This window comes from Kocuria sp. KH4 (assembly GCF_053711175.1).
Genome location: NZ_JBSJYX010000003.1, coordinates 32,876 through 48,165 on the forward strand (window position 1 = coordinate 32,876; position 15,290 = coordinate 48,165).

The following is a 15,290-nucleotide window of genomic DNA, read 5'->3' on the forward strand; positions in this document are numbered from 1 at the left end:
ATAGACTGGGGGGATGGACTCCACCGACCTCCGCGCGCACGTGCTGGAGACCGCCGATCGGCTCTTCTACGGGCGCGGGGTCCAGGCCGTGGGGATGGACGAGCTGCGGCGGGAGGCCGGGGTCTCGCTCAAGCGCCTCTACACGCTGTTCCCGTCGAAGGAGGAGATCGTGCTGGCCGTCCTCGAGCGCCGGCACCGGGCGTGGGAGGACGGGGTCCGCGAGCACCTCGGGCGCGCCGGGAGCTCGCGCACCCGGTTGCTGGCCGTCTACGACTACCTCGCGGACTGGTTCGCCGAGGACTCGTTCCGCGGCTGCGGGTTCATCAACGCCTTCGGCGAGCTGGGCACCGTCTCCCCGCGCGTGGCCGAGGCGGCGCGCCGGCACAAGCGCGCGTTCCAGGACCAGGTCGCCGCGCTCGTCGAGGCGGCGGGCGGGCCCCCGGAACTGGGCCCGCAGCTGTGCATCCTGGCGGAGGGGGCCCAGACCACGGCCGCGATCGCCGGCACCCCCGAGGCCGCGCAGCAGGCGCGCCGGGCCGCGGAGGTGCTCATCGGCGCGGCGCTGCCCGCCGGCCCGTCCGGCGGCGAGGCGGCTCAGGACACCAGGGACGCGTAGACGACGTAGTTGTCGTCGAACTCCCCGGTGGCCGGGTCGTAGCCGTCGCAGGTGATCAGCCGCAGCTCGGCGGCCTCCGTGTTGCCGTAGACCTCCAGGGTGGGGAAGTCGTCCTTGCCGTACTGCTCCCCGCGCTCGACGGCGAAGACGGCCGTGGACCCGTCCTCCCGGGCCACCTCGATCCGGTCCCCGGGCTCCAGGGCGCGCAGGTCCGCGAAGACCCCGGGGCCGCCGCCGGTGGCGTTGACGTGGCCCAGCAGCACGGCCGGGCCGCGCTCGCCGGGGGTGGGCGAGCCGTCGTACCAGCCGGCCGGGGCGCCGGGGTCCTCGGGCGGGACCTCCAGGGAGTCGTCCTCCCGCAGGCCCAGGTGCAGCAGCTCGGAGCGGGTGCCCGTGGACGGCACGGTCAGCGAGACGGGCTCGGAGGCGTCCAGGACCGCGGGCCGGTCCTCGGGCGCGGGGGTCGGCGTCGCGCGTGCGGCCGGCGGCGTCCCCGTGGCCGGCGACGTGGGCGACGACGTGGGGGAGGCTCCCGCCGAGGACGCGCCGGTGGCGGCGCCAGAGGCCGCCGGGGGCGTGCTGCCGGCGCCGGCCGGGGAGCCGTCGCCGGATCCGACGGCGCAGCCGGTGGCGAGCAGGACGGCGGTCGCCGCGGAGGCCAGCAGGCCCCCGCGGCGACCGGAGGTCGATCCCGTCATGACAGGAACCGTCCCGCGGGGTCAGGCCCGGGCGGCGCGCCGGCGCAGGGCCCAGGCGCCGCCGGCCACGGCCGCCAGGAGGCCACCGCCCAGCGCCGCGGTCTCGGCGCCGGTGCCGGTCTGCTGGGTGACGCCGGTGTCGGCCCCGCCCTCGGGCATCGCGCCCATCTGGGAGGCAGTCAGGGTGCCGCAGGCCGCCGGCAGGGTCGCGGCCGCCGGCAGCGCCGGGTCGAGGTCGCTCATCTTCTCGGCCGCCGCGGCCGGCATCTTGGCCGGGTCCACCCCGTGGACGACCACGACCGCGGTGCCGGCCTGCAGGGCCTCGGCGGTGGCCGCGTCCAGCTCGAAGGTCCGCTCGTAGGTGTAGGCGGACCCGCCCGGGAAGCGCTCCACGGCCAGACCGGAGTCGGGGCTGGTGTCGCCCTCCAGGGTCAGGGAGGTGCCGATCATGCCGTAGGAGGGGTGGCCCTCGGTGGTGTTGACCACCCCGTCACCGTCGGTGTCGGCCTCGGGGCCGGGGCAGGTGCCCTGGCCGTGGATGTGGATGTGCTGGGCGTGGGGGAAGGGCCCGTCCATGAAGGTCTCCGCCGCGCCGGTGACGTTCATCGTGACGGTGGCCTCGGTGCCGTGGACATCGACCATGACCTCCCCGGTGGTGCCCGAGTTGTTCAGGGTGCTCAGGGTCGCCTGGGAGGACCAGGAGTCCTCCGCGTGGGCGGCGGCGGGGGCGGCCGCCAGGGTGAGGGCGCCCAGGGCCAGGGTGGGGACTGCGAGGAACGTGGACTTGCGCATCAGTTTCTCCTGTGTCGTACCGGGGGTCGTGCCGGGTGCGCACATCTCGAGGTGTGCACAGGGGGTTCGGCGCCGGGGCGCCCCCGGATGGGTGCGGCCGTGAAATTTTTTTCCGGCGCCCCGCACCGGCGCCCCGCACCGGCGCCCCTGGTCGGGGCCGGTGCGGGGCGCTCCCTCGGCCCCGGGACCGTCCGGGGGCGCCGGCGGACCCATCCGCGGCGCGTCCGGTGACGAACACCTGGCATGGAAGGACAGCGTGTGTCGACAGCGCGACACCGGTCCGGTGTGGCACTCTGCGGTACAGGACTGTCCTCGCCCGGGTGGCGGGCGAGGCGTCGCCCCCCGAGTGAACAGCGAGATCGCGTGAGTGAAGGACCGACCGGCCGCGGCGCGGGGACCCAGTCCCGCTTCTCCGGCGGGACCGACGACCAGGCCGACCTGCTGCGGCGCAGCGCCGCCGGGGACGAGGCCGCCTTCGCCCAGCTGTACGATGCCACGTGCACCAAGCTGTTCGGGCTCGTGGTGCGGCTGACCCGCTCCCCGGAGCTGGCGGCCGAGGTGGTCCAGGAGGTCTACCTCATGGCTTGGCAGCAGGCGGGACGCTTCGATCCGCAGCGAGGCACCGTGCTGGCCTGGCTGTGCACCATGGCTCACCGGCGCGCGGTGGACCGGATCCGGCAGAGCCAGCGGGAACGCGTCCGGGACGAGCAGTACGAGCTCCGCCAGGCGGGATCACCCGTCGACGAGACCTGGGGCGAGGTCGAGCAGTCCCTGGACACCGAGGAGGTCCGTGCGGGGCTCGGGTCCCTGAGCGAGCTCCAGCGCGAGGCCGTCTGTCTGGTGTACTACCGGGGCTACAGCCACCGACAGGTCGCCGAGCACCTGGCCGTCCCACTGGGCACGGCGAAGGCGCGGATCAGGGACGGGCTCAACAATCTACGCTCAGCACTGGGGGTGCAGCGGTGAACGACATGCGGGTGGACGACTGGTCCGACGACGTCCACGGGGACGCGGCGCTCTACGCCGTGGACGCGCTCGAGCCCGAGGAGCGCGCCGCGTTCGAGGAACACCTCCGGGGCTGCGCGGCGTGCCGCGCTGAGGTGGACTCGTTCGGCGAGGTCGGCGCGGCCCTGGCCTCGGCGGTCGCCCAGGACCCGCCGCCGGCGCTGCGCGGGAACGTCCTCGCCGCCATCCACGGGACCCGGTCCGGGGCCCCCGCCATTCCGCCCGCGGGAACGCCGGCGCCGAGCGCCGCGCTCCCCGGGAGCTCGGCGGACCCGGGGTCCGGCGCGGACGTCGTCTCCCTGGCGGAGCGCCGGCGGCCCCGGCGGCAGCGCCTGGCCGCCGCCGCGGCGGCCGCGGTGCTCCTGCCCGGTGCCGCCCTGGGCGGATGGGCGATCGGGACGCAGACCGAGCAGCGCGAGCAGCAGCAGCTCGCCGCGCAGGAGCAGGACCGGCAGACCCGCCTGCTGGCCGCCGCCGACGTCGCGACCCACCGGCTGGAGGTCGACGGGAGCGCCGCCACCCTCGTGGTCTCCGCGCAGGAGGACGCGGCCATGCTCGTGGCCGCCGACCTCCCGGCCCCGGAGGAGGGGCGCGAGTACCAGCTGTGGCTGATGCAGGACGGCTCCCCGGTGCCGGACGCCCACTTCGGCGGCGGCCGGGTGCAGGTGTGGCTGGAGGGAGACGTCGACCGCGCCGGTGCGGTGGCCATGACGGTCGAGCCCGCCGGCGGCTCCGAGACGCCCACCCTGCCGGTGCTGGCCGCCGTGCAGGTCTGACCGGCCGGACACGGAGGGAGGGCCGGGCGCGGGACGGGGGCGGCCGTCCTCCGCGGCCGCGCCCCGGCGGCCGTGAGCACCGGCCGCGCACGCCGTGCCGGCCACGGACGTGACCGGCGCCGTCGTCGCAATCCCGCCGGGAGGTCGTGCCCCCGTCCGCCCCTGCCATCATGGGGCCATGTCCTCCCGGTCGGCCGGACGGCGGCCCCACCCGCTGCGGTGGGTGCTGTCCGGGGCGATGGTCCGCAGCTGGCTGCACGCGTTCCAGACCAGCCGCAGCGCCCTGTACTTCCGGGCGCGCAGCCGCTTCGCGTCGACCCCCGTGCGGGGGGAGGCCCCCGTCGTCGTCAGCCTCACCTCCTACGGGAGCCGGATCCGCACGGTGCACCTGGCCGTCGAGTCGATGGTGCACGGGACCGTCCGCCCGCAGCGGCTGATCCTGTGGCTGGAGGACCCCGCCGTGGTGGCCGATCCCCCCGCTCCGCTGGCCCGGCTGGTGCGCCGCGGCCTCGAGATCCGCGCCACCGAGGACTGGGGCCCCCACAAGAAGTACTACCCCTACGTGCGGTCCCGGGCCCGCCACGAGCTGCCCCTGGTCATCGCGGACGACGACGTCCTCTACGGCGGGACGTGGCTGGAGGAGCTGCTCGCCGTCCACGAGCGGCACCCCGCCGACGTGGTGGCGCACCGGGCCCACCGCATGCGCGTGCAGGCCGGACGGATCCAGCCCTACGCCACCTGGGTGCCCGGCGCCCCCGCGGGGGCCTCGCTGCTGACCTTCGCCACGGGCACCTCCGGTGTGCTCTATCCGCCGCACGTGCTCGACGCCCTGCGCGAGGCCGGGAGCGGCTTCACGGTGTGCGCACCCCGGGCCGACGACGTCTGGCTGCACGTCGTCGCCCTGCGCCGGGGCGTGGGCACCCGGCCGGTGCACGACGGCCGCACCATGTACCGGCCCATTCCCCGGCTCGTCATCCGAGGTCTCAAGACGACCAATGTGCTCCGCGGAGGCAACGACATGCAGATCGCGGCGACGTATTGCCCCTCGGACGTGGAAGAGTTGGAACGTGCACGGGCGGCCGAGGGCCCCTGAGCACGTGGACGGGCGGTTCCCCCGCCTCCCGCCCGCCGGCCGTCCCCCCACGGCCACCGACTGCGCTCCCATCCCCCCAGGAGTATCCATGCCGAACGCCCCCCACCGACCGGACCCGCTGGACCGCACCTCCGAGGAGACCGCCTCCCGGACGGCACACCGCCCGACCGTCTTCGACTCGCCGGCCGAGCTGGCGGCCTACACGCGGCACGACCGCCTGGCGGCCGCGGGCCCCCTGCTGCTCGCCCGCCGCGGCGGCTACCACCCCGACGGCCCGTGGCCGTGCTCCGCCCTCGAGTCCGCCCAGAACGTCCTGGCCACCCGGCCGCGGACGATGATCGAGATCGACCTGCGCAGCACCGTGGACGGCCGGTGCGTCGTCCTGCACGAGCCCGTGATGGGCCACGGGAGCACCGGCCTCGGTCCGGTGAGCGAGCAGTCGGCCGACTACGTGCTGAGCCAGCACCTGATGGACAACTACGGCGAGGTCACCCGCTTCCCGGTGCGGGAGGCCGGCGAGTTCCTCGCCTGGGCCGTGCCGGCCGGAGCGGTCCTGTGGCTGGACGTGCACCACGTGGCGCCCGAGGCCGTCGTCGAGCTCGTGCGCGCCCACCGCGCCGAGAGCCAGGTGGTGGTGGGGGTGCGCGGGCTGACGCAGCTGGCCGTCTACCGCCGGATCGCCCCGGACCTCGTCTACTTCGTGCCCACCCACCCGGACGGGCTGGCCACGGCCGAGGACGTCCGGCGCGAGGTGCCCGACATCGGCCGGGTCGTCGGCTTCGCCGGCCACTACGTCCCGGACATGGAGACGAGCCTGCGTATGCGCGGCTGGAACGTGCCGATGCGCCTGGAGCTGCACCGCTACGACGAGAACCTGTCCGCCGACGCCCTGGACCCGCACTACTACCGCCGTGCGGTGGAGACGGGCTTCGGCATCCTCTCCACCTGCCACTACCGGGAGGCGGCGGACCTGCTCGGCCTGCCGGGGTGGGAACCGACGCCCGGGAGCCGGCACGGCCGGGGGCCGAGCCGGCACTGAGGGCCGCAACCGGCCGGCCCGTCCCTAGACTCGCGGCATGACCTGGACCGCCGTGGCTCTCCCGACGCTGCTGGGGCTCGCCCTGCTCGTGGCCCTCACCACCGCGGTGCTCGCCTCCCGCGGGGTGCCCCGGTGGTCCGCGCCCGGGCTCGCGGTGCTGCGCGCCGCCGCGCAGCTGGCCGCCCTGGGCCTGGTGCTCTCCACGGTCGTCGAGCGGCTGGCGTGGGTGGCGGCGGCCCTCGGCGTGATGCTCGTGGCGGCGGTGCTGACCGCGGCCCGCCGGCTGCGGGCGGACCGGCGGGAGACGCTGTGGCTGGGCGGGGCCATGCTGCTCGCCGCCGGCGCCACCCTCGCGATCGTGTTCCTCACCGGGGCGATCACGACGGCACCGCAGAACCTGCTGGCCGTGGGGGGCATCGTCGTGGGGAACACGATGAGCGTCGCCACGCTCACGGGCCGGAGGTTCCGCGCGGACGTGGTCGAGCGGCGCGAGGAGGTCGAGGCGTGGCTGGCGCTCGGCGCCACGCCGCGGCGGTCGACGCTGGAGATCGCCCGGCGCGCCGTGCTCGAGGCCCTCGTGCCCACGGTGGACCAGACCCGGACCACCGGGGTGGTCGTGCTGCCCGGGGCGTTCGTGGGCGCCGTGTTCGCCGGGGCCTCACCGCTGGAGGCCGGGCGGTTCCAGCTCGTGGTCCTGGCGGGCATCCTGGCGGCGGGCTCCCTCGTGGCCGTGGCCCTGGTCGAGGTGCTCGGCCGGGCCAGGACGGTGCCCACGGCCTGACCGCCGCACCCCGGCGACCGGGCACGCGCAGGGCGCCCCCGGTCGCCGGGGGCGCCCTGCGCCGCGGGGCGTCAGTCGTCGCCGGGGGCGTCCTCGGGGGCCTCCCCCTCGGCCTGGGACGGCTTGTTGCCGGCCGGGTCGACGGCGGGCACCACGTCCTGGTCCTGGGGGACGTCCCCCTCGGCCTGGGACGGCTTGTTCTCGGCGGGGTCCGGGGTCTGCGTCATGACGGTCCTTCTTCCTCAGCAGGGTGATGGTCCGGTGCCACGCTACGCCCGCGTCCGCAGCGCGGACAAGGGGAGCGCGTCGCTACGCCGCCCGGCCGGCGACGACCGCGGCGAACAGCGAGTCCGGGACGAGCCCGACCCGGTGGGCGCGCTCCACGGCGGCGAACCCGTCGGGGGTCTGCTCGTAGGGGAAGTGGATGAGGTCGGCGGCGAGCTCCCAGTGGTCGATCATCCCCCCGGCGTAGAGCTGGCAGATCGCCCAGGGGGTGTCCGCGGAGAAGCGCGGCTCGTCGGGCAGCACGTACTCGTCGGCGGGCACCCGCCAGGCCTCGAGGTCCTCCAGCGCCGCGGCGAGCTCCTCGAGGGTGTCGTAGTGCCCCGCGCGGTCGGGGTCCACGGTCCCGTTCGGGCTGGCGAGCTCGACGTCGTAGCCGCCCTCCGCCGCGGCGAACACGGACGTGGGCCCGGGCTCCCCGCCCACCCCGGCGTCCAGCGGCAGCTGGGACGGCAGCCACTCCCAGCCGTCGCCGAGCTGGTCCATCTCCAGGTCCCGGTAGGCCACCCAGCCGCGGGAGACCAGCAGCTCGTGGGCGTCGTCGTCCCACGTGCCCTGCGGGGCGCCGTCGATCTCGACGCCGCGGGCGCCGGCCGCGGCGTGGAACTCCCGCCGCTGCTGCTTCTTCTTGGCGGCGGCCTTCTTGCGGGCCTTGCTCTTGGGCACGGGACTCTCCTGGCGGTCGGGGACCGGTGACGGTCCTGCGGGGGCGTGCTCCCATGATGGCCCACCCGTCGACGAGCCCCCGTCCCGGACCGGGGCGGACGTTCCGCCCGTCCCCGCCCCCCGCTAGTCTGGCCGGGACCGCCCGCCCCGCCCCCCCGACCGTGAAGGACATGCCATGACCTCTCCCCGGACCGACGCCCCGACGAACGGCACCGTGCGCTACGCGGTGGTGGGGCTGGGCCAGATCTCCCAGCAGGCGTTCCTGCCCGCGATCGCCCGGACCCGCAACTCCGTGCTGGCCGCCCTGGTCACCGGCACCCCGGAGAAGGCCGAGGAGCTCGCGGCCGAGTACGGCGTGCCCGCGTGCTCCTACGAGGACTACCCGGCGCTGCTGGCCTCCGGGGACGTGGACGCCGTGTACGTGGCCACGCCCGTGTTCCGGCACCGGGAGTTCGCCGAGCCGGCCCTCGAGGCGGGCATCCACGTGCTGGTCGAGAAGCCGATGGAGACCTCCGTGGCGGACTGCCGGGCGATGATCGAGGCCGCGGAGCGCGGCGGGGCCCGGCTCATGGTCGCCTACCGGCTGCACCACGAGCCGGGCACCCTGGAGCTGATCACCCGGGTCCGGGACGAGGCCCTGGTGGGCGAGCCCCGCCTGTTCACCGCCGTGTTCGCCCAGGACATCGACGAGGCCAACCACCGCGGCCACTCGGGGTTCTGGGGCGGGCCGATCCCGGACATGGGCAGCTACCCGCTCAACGCGGTGCGCAACCTCTTCGCGGCCGAGCCGGTCGAGGTGCACGCGATGGGCGTGCGGACGCCGGGCCGGGGCTTCGACTTCGACGACACCGTGGCGGTGACCCTGCGCTTCCCCGGGGAGCGGCTGGCACAGTTCACCATCAGCTACGCCACGGAGGCCACCGAGCAGTTCACCGTGGTGGGCACCGGTGGCGCGCTGACGGCCCAGCCGTGCTTCGGCTTCGGCCCGGAGGTGGGCATCAGCTACACCGTGACGCGTGACGGCCGCAGCGAGACCCGCACCCACGACCCGGTGGAGCAGTTCGCGGGCCAGACCGACTACTTCTCGGAGTGCATCCTGACCGGCGCCGCGCCCGAGGCCGACGGGGAGGAGGGGCTGCTGGACATCCGCGTGCACGAGGCGGTGCTGGCCTCCCTCGGGACGGGTCGGCCGGTGCGCCTGGAGCCGGCGGACCGGGCCGTGCGCCCCTTCGCGGACCAGGTGCGCACCCTGCCGCCCGTGGCGGAGCCCGGCGACGACGAGCTCGTGGCCCAGCAGCCGCAGAACGGCTGAGGGCCCGGCGCCGCGGGCGGGGAGCGGGCGGTGGACGTCCGGGTCTGTCTCGGCGGCCCGCCCCGACCGTAGACTCCGAGGACCATCCGACGCCCGAGGGAGGCCCGCCCGCCATGAAGCACTACCTGCTCAGCATCGAACAGCCCGACGGCGGCCCCGCGGCCCCCGAGGCCCTCGAGCCCGTGATGCGCGACGTCGCCGCGTTCAACGCGGAGCTGAAGGCCGCGGGGGCGTGGGTCTTCGCCGGGGGCCTGGACCGGGCGGAGGCCTCCGTCGTCGTGCGCTTCCACGGCGCGGACGTGGTCACGACCGACGGCCCGTACGAGCGCGAGGACGAGCACGCGGGAGGGATCTGCATCGTCGCCGCCCCCGACTACGACGCCGCCATCGAGTGGGGCCGGAAGCTGGCGCGGGCGACCACCCTGCCGGTCGAGGTGCGGGAGTTCCAGGGCGCGCCGGAGGAGCACCTCCCGGGCTGAGGGTCAGCGGCCGATCCGGCGGGCCTGCTCCTCCCACGCGGCGTGGGCGTCCCGGGCCCCCGTGGGCCGGTGGAGCTCGCGCAGCGCCCGCAGCGCGGCGTTGCGCTCCTGGGCCAGGGAGTCCGCGGCGGCCTGCGCGGCGGCGTCCGCCCGGGCCTGGGCCCGCGCGGCGGAGATGGTGCCCATGATCGCCTCCACGGCCTCGGACCCGCCCGCCAGGTAGGCGGCCCGGACCGCGGGGTCGGCGTGGAGGAGGTACCGGTCGTCGCGCTGCCCCTCGTGGGTGTCGAACTCGTCGTCGGTCAGGTCCGCGACCATGGCGGCCACCCGGTCCAGCCGGGCCTCGACCTGCTGGTGCAGGGGCGTCCGTGCGGCCGCGTCCCGGACCGACCACAGGGCCCGGCCGTGCAGCCGGAGACGGGCCGCGTCCCAGTCCGCCCGGGGCACCTCGGCCAGCCGGGCGGCGACGAACGCCGTGTCCGCGGCCCGCTGCTGGGGCGGCAGGAGCCCGAGCTGCCGGTGCAGCCAGGCCGTGCGCATGTCCTCCGCCCCGGCCCGGCGGGCGAGCTCCGGCGGCCGGTGCCCTCCCCGCCGGCCGGACGGGACCGGGTGCCGGGCCCGGGGGGCGGTGCGCAGCAGCAGCACGACGAGCAGCACCCCGGCGAGGACCAGCGCGGTGACGGCCACGACCCGCAGGTCGGCCAGGGCGGAGGACACGGCGGACACGACGGTGGCCCCGGTGACCAGCAGCGCGAGGCCGGAGCCGGCGCTGCCCTCGGTGCTGTTCATGGCGGACCCTCCCGCGTCCCGCAACCGCTTGACCCCGCAGTGTAGTCGCTCCCGCCGGACGGCGGCCGGGGAGGGCCCGGCCGGGCCCGCTCAGGAGGCGATGACCTTCGGGACCCCGAGGGCCTTGAGCCCCTCCACGCCGAACTCCACCCCGAACCCGGAGCTCTTGATCCCGCCGAAGGGCATCCGGGGATCGACCGCGCCGTGCTTGTTGAGCCAGACGGTGCCCGCCTGGAGCCGGGCGGCGACCTCCCGCGCCCGGTCCGGGTCCGAGCCCCACACCGAGGCCCCCAGGCCGACGTCGAGGCGGTTGGCCATGCGCACGGCCTCGTCGACCGTGGAGTACTTCACGATCGGCAGGGCCGGGCCGAACTGCTCCTGGGTCACCAGCGGGTTGTCGTCGTCGAGGTCGGCCACGAGCGTGGTGGGGTAGAAGTACCCCGGCTGGTCGGCGGCCGGCTCCCCGCCGATCAGCACCCGCCCGCCGCCGGCCCGCGCCTGCTCCACGAGGTCGGCGACGATCTCGAACTGCGCCCGGTTCTGCAGGGGGCCGAGGACGTTGCGCTCGTCCCGCCCCTGCCCCATCGGCATGGCCGCGGCGACCCGGGTGAGGGCCTCGCACACGGCGTCGTGGACGTCCTCGTGGACGTAGAGGCGCTTGAGCGCGGCGCAGGTCTGGCCCGTGTTGATGAACGCGCCCCAGAACAGGCCCTCGGCGATGGCCTCCGGGTCCGCGTCCGGGAGCACGATGCCGGCGTCGTTGCCGCCCAGCTCCAGGGTGAGCCGGGTCAGGGAGTCGGCGGCCGAGCGCATGATGGCCCTGCCCGTGGCGGTCGAGCCGGTGAACATCAGCTTGTCCACGCCCGGGTGCCTCGACAGCGCCTCGCCGACCTCCCGGCCCCCCGCCACCACGGTGAGCACGCCCTCGGGCAGCACCTGGTTGAGCACGTGGACGAGCCCGAGCACGGACAGCGGGGTGTGCTCGGACGGCTTGGCCACCACGGTGTTGCCCATCCGCAGGGCCGGGGCGAGCTGCCAGACCGAGATCATCATCGGCCAGTTCCAGGGGCTGATGGCCCCGACGACGCCGAGGGGCTCGTAGCTGAGCACGGCCCGGCCGGACTCGTCGTCGAAGAGCGTCTCGGGCTCCAGCGGCAGCGACGCCGTCGCGCGAAGCCAGGCCACCGCGCCGCCGACCTCGAACAGGGCGTTCGGGCCGTTGCGCACGGGCTTGCCCTGCTCTCGCGAGAGCAGCTCCGCGAGCGCGGCGGCGTTCGCCTCGACGGCGTCGGCGGCCCGGAGCAGCAGGGCCGAGCGCTCGGCGTCCGGGACCGCGGCCCACTCCGGCTGCTTCCGGCGGGCCCGGTCCAGAGCCCGGTCCAGGTCCTCGACCGCGGACTCCGGGGCCCGGCCCACCAGCTCCCCGGTGGCCGGGTCGAGGATCTCCCGGCCGTCCGGGTCGGTGACGGCCGCCAGCAGCTCGTCGAGGCCGAGGACGGCGGGGGTGTCGGTCGTGGCGGCGGGTGTGGTGGTCACGGTGGCTCCTTCGGGAGGGCGGATGCGGTGCTGCCCCCATGGTGACCCGGGACACATCGGCTCGGCTTGACCGTGCGGGCACGGCTGTTGACCCACAGCGCGGACTCCCGCGCTGTGGGTCAAGGGCCGTGCGCGCCGGGACAACCGGTCGCCACGTGTCCCGGATCACACTGGGGCCATGAGCAACGAGACCGCCAAGACCTACGTCGTCGTGGGCGCCGGCACCGCCGGCAGCATCCTCACCCGCCGCCTCCTGGACGCCGGCCACGAGGTGATCCTCCTGGAGGCCGGGGGCACGGACCTGAACCCGGCCATCCACCAGGTGTCCCGCCTGGGCGAGCTGTGGCACTCGCCGGAGGACTGGGACTACTTCACGGTGCCCCAGCGGCACGCGGACGGCCGGGTGATCCACTGGCCGCGCGGGCGCGTGCTCGGCGGCTCCCACGCCCTCAACGCCACGATCTGGGTGCGCGGCGCGGCCCAGGACTACGACGCCTGGGCCGCGGACGGCTGCCCGGGATGGGGCTGGGAGGACGTGCTGCCCTGGTTCCGGGCGCTCGAGACCTACGTCCCGCCCGCCGGGACGGTCCCCGGCGGCAGCCGCGGCACCGACGGGCCGGTGCCCGTGGTGCAGGACTACCCGCTCAACCCGGTGTTCGCGTCGATCGTCGAAGCGGCCGAGGAGGTGGGCGTGCCGTACAACGCGGACTACAACGGCGGCACGCTGGACGGGGTCTCCCAGCAGCAGGTCAACGTCCGGGACGGGCGGCGGTTCAACACCTGGATGGCCTACGTCAAGCCGGTGGAGGACCACCCGCGGCTGAGCCTGCGCACCGGGGTGCTCCTGCAGCGGGTGCTCGTCGAGGACGGGCGCGCGGTCGGCGTGGCCGTGGTGCCGCTCGCCGATCCGGACGCCGCGCCCGAGCAGATCCGCGCCGACGAGGTGGTCCTGTGCGCCGGGGCGCTCGACTCGCCGAAGATCCTCCTGCGCTCGGGCATCGGCCCTGCCGCGCACCTCACCGACGTCGGCGTCCCCGTGGTCCACGACCTGCCCGGGGTCGGGGAGAACCTGCACGACCACCTCCTGGCCCCGGTCATCGCCGAGGCCACGGCCCGGACGATCGAGCACCCCGGGTCCGACTGGTCGGTCACCCAGACGCACCTGTTCTGGCGCTCCCGCCCGGACCTGGACGCACCCGACACCCAGCCGATCCACTTCTCCGTCCCGATGTACGACGAGGGCATGGCGGGGCCGGCGAACGCGTTCACGTTGCACGCCGGGCTGGTCCGCCCCCGCTCCCGCGGCACCGTGCGCCTCACCGGACCCGGGGTGACCGACCCCGTGGAGCTCGACCCGAACATCTTCGCGGACCCGCGCGACCGCGAGGCCCTGCTCGCCTCCCTGCGCCAGGCCCGCGAGATGGTGCGCGCCCGCCCCCTCGCGCAGGACTGGGGCGCCGAGGAGCTCTACCCCGGCCCCGAGGTGCGCACCGAGGAGGAGGAGATCGCCTACCTCCACCGGTTCGTGACCACCTACCACCACCAGGTCGGCACCTGCCGGATGGGCACCGGCCCGGACGCGGTGGTCTCCCCGGAGGACCTGCGCGTGCACGGCGTCGACGGCCTGCGGGTGGTGGACGCCTCCGTGATGCCGCGGGTGCCCAGCGGCAACACCAACGCGCCCACGGCGATGATCGCCGAGCGCGCCGCCTCCCTCATCACCGGCGGCGGCACCGCCCTCGCCGCCGCGACGGCCGCCGCGGGCGCCGAGGGCTGACGACCGGCGGGCCGGGGCCGGCCCGCCGGCGCCCCGGTCCGCCTACACTGGCCGCGACGGGCCACCCGGACGCCGAGGGCGGCCCCGCCGACGCGGCGGTGCCGCGCCGGGAGTGGGCCGCCGGGCCCGGAGGGGACGATTGATGAGCCTGCGGATGGACCTGACCGCCCGGGCGGTGGCCGTGCGCGCCCGCCGGAGCCCGTTCCGGGACGTGGACCAGCTGCGGGGCCGGCCCTATCCGGAGCCCGCGGCGGTGCCCCAGGACCTGCGGCGCTCGCACGAGCTCACCCGCGAGGAGGTGGCCGGGCGCCCGGTGCTGCGCCTGACCCCGCGTGCCGGCGCGGACGGGTCCCACCTGATCTACCTGCACGGCGGGGCGTTCGTGAACCCGCTGCTGCCGGCGCACTGGTGGATCATCCGCGAGGTCGTCAAGGGCACGGGCACCACGGTCACGGTGCCCCTCTACCGGCTCGCCCCGGAGGGCTGCGCGGACGAGGGCTACGAGTTCCTCACCGCCGCCTGGGCCGACCTCGTGGCCCGCCCCGCCGTGGACCGGATCGTCGTGGCGGGGGACTCCGCCGGCGGCTGCCTGGCGATCGGGCTGGCCATGCTGCTGCGCGACACCGGGCTGCGGGCCCCGGACCACGTCGTCGGCTTCTCCCCGGCCCTGGACGTCACCGCGACCCACCCGGCCGTGCGCGAGATCGACCCGCACGACCCCATGCTCAGCACGGACGAGGTCGTCCCGCTGTGCCGGGCCTGGGCCGGGGACCGCTCGCTGACCGACCCCCTGGTCAGCCCCGTCCACGGGGACGTGGACGGCCTGCCGCCGGTGCACCTGGTGCAGGGCGGGCGGGACATCCTCGCGGCCGACACCCTCGGCTTCGCCCGGGCCCTGCAGCGCGCCGGCAACCCCGGCCGGCTGCTCTACGAGCCCGGCGCCTTCCACGTCTACGTGGGCGCGTGGTGGACCCCCGAGGCCCAGCGGGCCGTCCGCCACGTGCGCTCGCTGCTCTGAGCGCCCACCGGCGGGTCCGTCCCGGCGAGCGGCCCGGGGCGGTGCGGTAGTCTGCCGAGCATGTCGCAGATCCGCAGGGCCCGCCCGGAGGACGTTCCCGCCATCCTCGGGATGGTGCGGGACCTGGCCGTGTACGAGCGCGAGCCCGACGCCGTGCGGATGACCGAGCAGCAGCTGGCGCAGGCGCTGTTCGGGGAGCACCCGGCGGTCTTCGCCCACGTCGTGGAGGACGAGGGCCGCCTGCAGGGCTTCGCCCTGTGGTTCCGCACCTTCTCCACCTGGGAGGGCGTGCACGGCATCCACCTGGAGGACCTCTACGTGCGCCCGGAGGCCCGCGGCGCCGGCCACGGCAGGGCGCTGCTGCAGGCCCTGGCCCGGCACGCGGTGGCGCAGGGCTGGGCCCGGGTGGAGTGGAGCGTGCTGAACTGGAACGAGCCGTCGATCGGGTTCTACCGCAGCCTCGGCGCGCTGCCCCAGGATGAGTGGTCCGTCTTCCGGCTCACCGGCGACGCCCTGCACCGGGTCGGCGCCGTGCGGGAGCCCCAGCCCGACCGCGCCTGATCGTCCGCCTCTGATCGTTCGCGCCCGACCGTCCGCCGAGGGGTCGCGGCCGGACCCGCGGCACACCCCC

General features: G+C 75.9%; 17 protein-coding genes. 11 read left to right on the forward strand and 6 right to left on the reverse strand.

Annotated features, from left to right (window positions below; genetic code table 11):
- Positions 1-13: 13 nt before the first annotated feature.
- Positions 14-616, forward strand: coding sequence for a TetR/AcrR family transcriptional regulator (locus ACWCOM_RS03530; protein ID WP_454547353.1), 603 nt, complete (start codon positions 14-16; stop codon positions 614-616).
- Here the strand turns inward: ACWCOM_RS03530 and ACWCOM_RS03535 are convergent.
- Positions 595-1,314 (reverse strand): class F sortase, encoded by a 720-nt coding sequence (locus ACWCOM_RS03535; RefSeq protein WP_454547354.1) that lies wholly within the window; start codon positions 1,312-1,314, stop codon positions 595-597. The genes ACWCOM_RS03530 and ACWCOM_RS03535 overlap by 22 nt on opposite strands.
- Before the next feature lie 21 nt (positions 1,315-1,335).
- Entirely contained in the window at positions 1,336-2,106 is a 771-nt protein-coding gene (locus ACWCOM_RS03540) for a hypothetical protein (RefSeq protein WP_454547355.1), read from the reverse strand.
- Between the two features lie 363 nt (positions 2,107-2,469).
- On the opposite strand from ACWCOM_RS03540, the gene ACWCOM_RS03545 reads away from it, so the two are divergent.
- The 5 genes from ACWCOM_RS03545 to ACWCOM_RS03565 all read left to right on the forward strand — a co-directional run bounded on the left by ACWCOM_RS03545 (position 2,470) and on the right by ACWCOM_RS03565 (position 6,800).
- The gene (locus ACWCOM_RS03545) at positions 2,470-3,072 is read left to right on the forward strand and encodes a sigma-70 family RNA polymerase sigma factor (protein ID WP_454547356.1); all 603 of its coding nucleotides are present in this window, start codon (positions 2,470-2,472) and stop codon (positions 3,070-3,072) included.
- A 5-nt stretch (positions 3,073-3,077) separates the two neighbouring features.
- A complete protein-coding gene (locus ACWCOM_RS03550) occupies positions 3,078-3,887 on the forward strand; it encodes an anti-sigma factor (RefSeq protein ID WP_454547511.1) in 810 nt (269 codons plus the stop codon).
- Positions 3,888-4,065: 178 nt separating this feature from the next.
- Positions 4,066-4,980 carry a hypothetical protein gene (locus ACWCOM_RS03555; RefSeq protein WP_454547357.1) on the forward strand — a complete coding sequence of 305 codons (915 nt, stop codon included), beginning with the start codon at positions 4,066-4,068 and terminating at the stop codon, positions 4,978-4,980.
- Between the two features lie 88 nt (positions 4,981-5,068).
- The gene (locus tag ACWCOM_RS03560; RefSeq protein WP_454547358.1) at positions 5,069-6,019 is read left to right on the forward strand and encodes a hypothetical protein; all 951 of its coding nucleotides are present in this window, start codon (positions 5,069-5,071) and stop codon (positions 6,017-6,019) included.
- A gap of 37 nt (positions 6,020-6,056) precedes the next feature.
- Positions 6,057-6,800 carry an ABC transporter permease gene (locus tag ACWCOM_RS03565; RefSeq protein WP_454547359.1) on the forward strand — a complete coding sequence of 248 codons (744 nt, stop codon included), beginning with the start codon at positions 6,057-6,059 and terminating at the stop codon, positions 6,798-6,800.
- Positions 6,801-6,871: 71 nt separating this feature from the next.
- Here the strand turns inward: ACWCOM_RS03565 and ACWCOM_RS03570 are convergent, their stop codons facing one another.
- Positions 6,872-7,027: a hypothetical protein gene (locus ACWCOM_RS03570; protein ID WP_454547360.1), complete on the reverse strand. Its 156-nt coding sequence runs from the start codon at positions 7,025-7,027 to the stop codon at positions 6,872-6,874.
- A gap of 82 nt (positions 7,028-7,109) precedes the next feature.
- Positions 7,110-7,748 (reverse strand): hypothetical protein, encoded by a 639-nt coding sequence (locus tag ACWCOM_RS03575; RefSeq protein ID WP_454547361.1) that lies wholly within the window; start codon positions 7,746-7,748, stop codon positions 7,110-7,112.
- A gap of 175 nt (positions 7,749-7,923) precedes the next feature.
- Between ACWCOM_RS03575 and ACWCOM_RS03580 the strand changes: the two genes are divergently transcribed.
- Together ACWCOM_RS03580 and ACWCOM_RS03585 are read left to right on the forward strand one after the other, a co-directional pair.
- On the forward strand, positions 7,924-9,060 hold the full coding sequence (locus ACWCOM_RS03580; RefSeq protein WP_454547362.1) for a Gfo/Idh/MocA family protein: 1,137 nt from the start codon (positions 7,924-7,926) through the stop codon (positions 9,058-9,060).
- Positions 9,061-9,173: 113 nt separating this feature from the next.
- Complete coding sequence (locus tag ACWCOM_RS03585; protein ID WP_454547363.1) at positions 9,174-9,539, forward strand: YciI family protein; 366 nt, start codon at positions 9,174-9,176, stop codon at positions 9,537-9,539.
- Between the two features lie 3 nt (positions 9,540-9,542).
- On the opposite strand, the gene ACWCOM_RS03590 is transcribed toward ACWCOM_RS03585, so the two are convergent.
- Entirely contained in the window at positions 9,543-10,328 is a 786-nt protein-coding gene (locus tag ACWCOM_RS03590) for a hypothetical protein (RefSeq protein ID WP_454547364.1), read from the reverse strand.
- Between the two features lie 90 nt (positions 10,329-10,418).
- Positions 10,419-11,864, reverse strand: coding sequence for an aldehyde dehydrogenase family protein (locus ACWCOM_RS03595; protein WP_454547365.1), 1,446 nt, complete (start codon positions 11,862-11,864; stop codon positions 10,419-10,421).
- 178 nt (positions 11,865-12,042) lie between these two features.
- Here ACWCOM_RS03595 and ACWCOM_RS03600 point away from each other — a divergent pair, with 178 nt between their 5' ends.
- From ACWCOM_RS03600 to ACWCOM_RS03610, 3 genes are all read left to right on the forward strand, one after another.
- On the forward strand, positions 12,043-13,641 hold the full coding sequence (locus ACWCOM_RS03600; RefSeq protein WP_454547366.1) for a GMC family oxidoreductase: 1,599 nt from the start codon (positions 12,043-12,045) through the stop codon (positions 13,639-13,641).
- 142 nt (positions 13,642-13,783) lie between these two features.
- Positions 13,784-14,659 (forward strand): alpha/beta hydrolase, encoded by an 876-nt coding sequence (locus ACWCOM_RS03605; RefSeq protein WP_454547367.1) that lies wholly within the window; start codon positions 13,784-13,786, stop codon positions 14,657-14,659.
- A 60-nt stretch (positions 14,660-14,719) separates the two neighbouring features.
- The gene (locus ACWCOM_RS03610) at positions 14,720-15,220 is read left to right on the forward strand and encodes an N-acetyltransferase family protein (RefSeq protein ID WP_454547368.1); all 501 of its coding nucleotides are present in this window, start codon (positions 14,720-14,722) and stop codon (positions 15,218-15,220) included.
- Positions 15,221-15,290 lie beyond the last annotated feature (70 nt).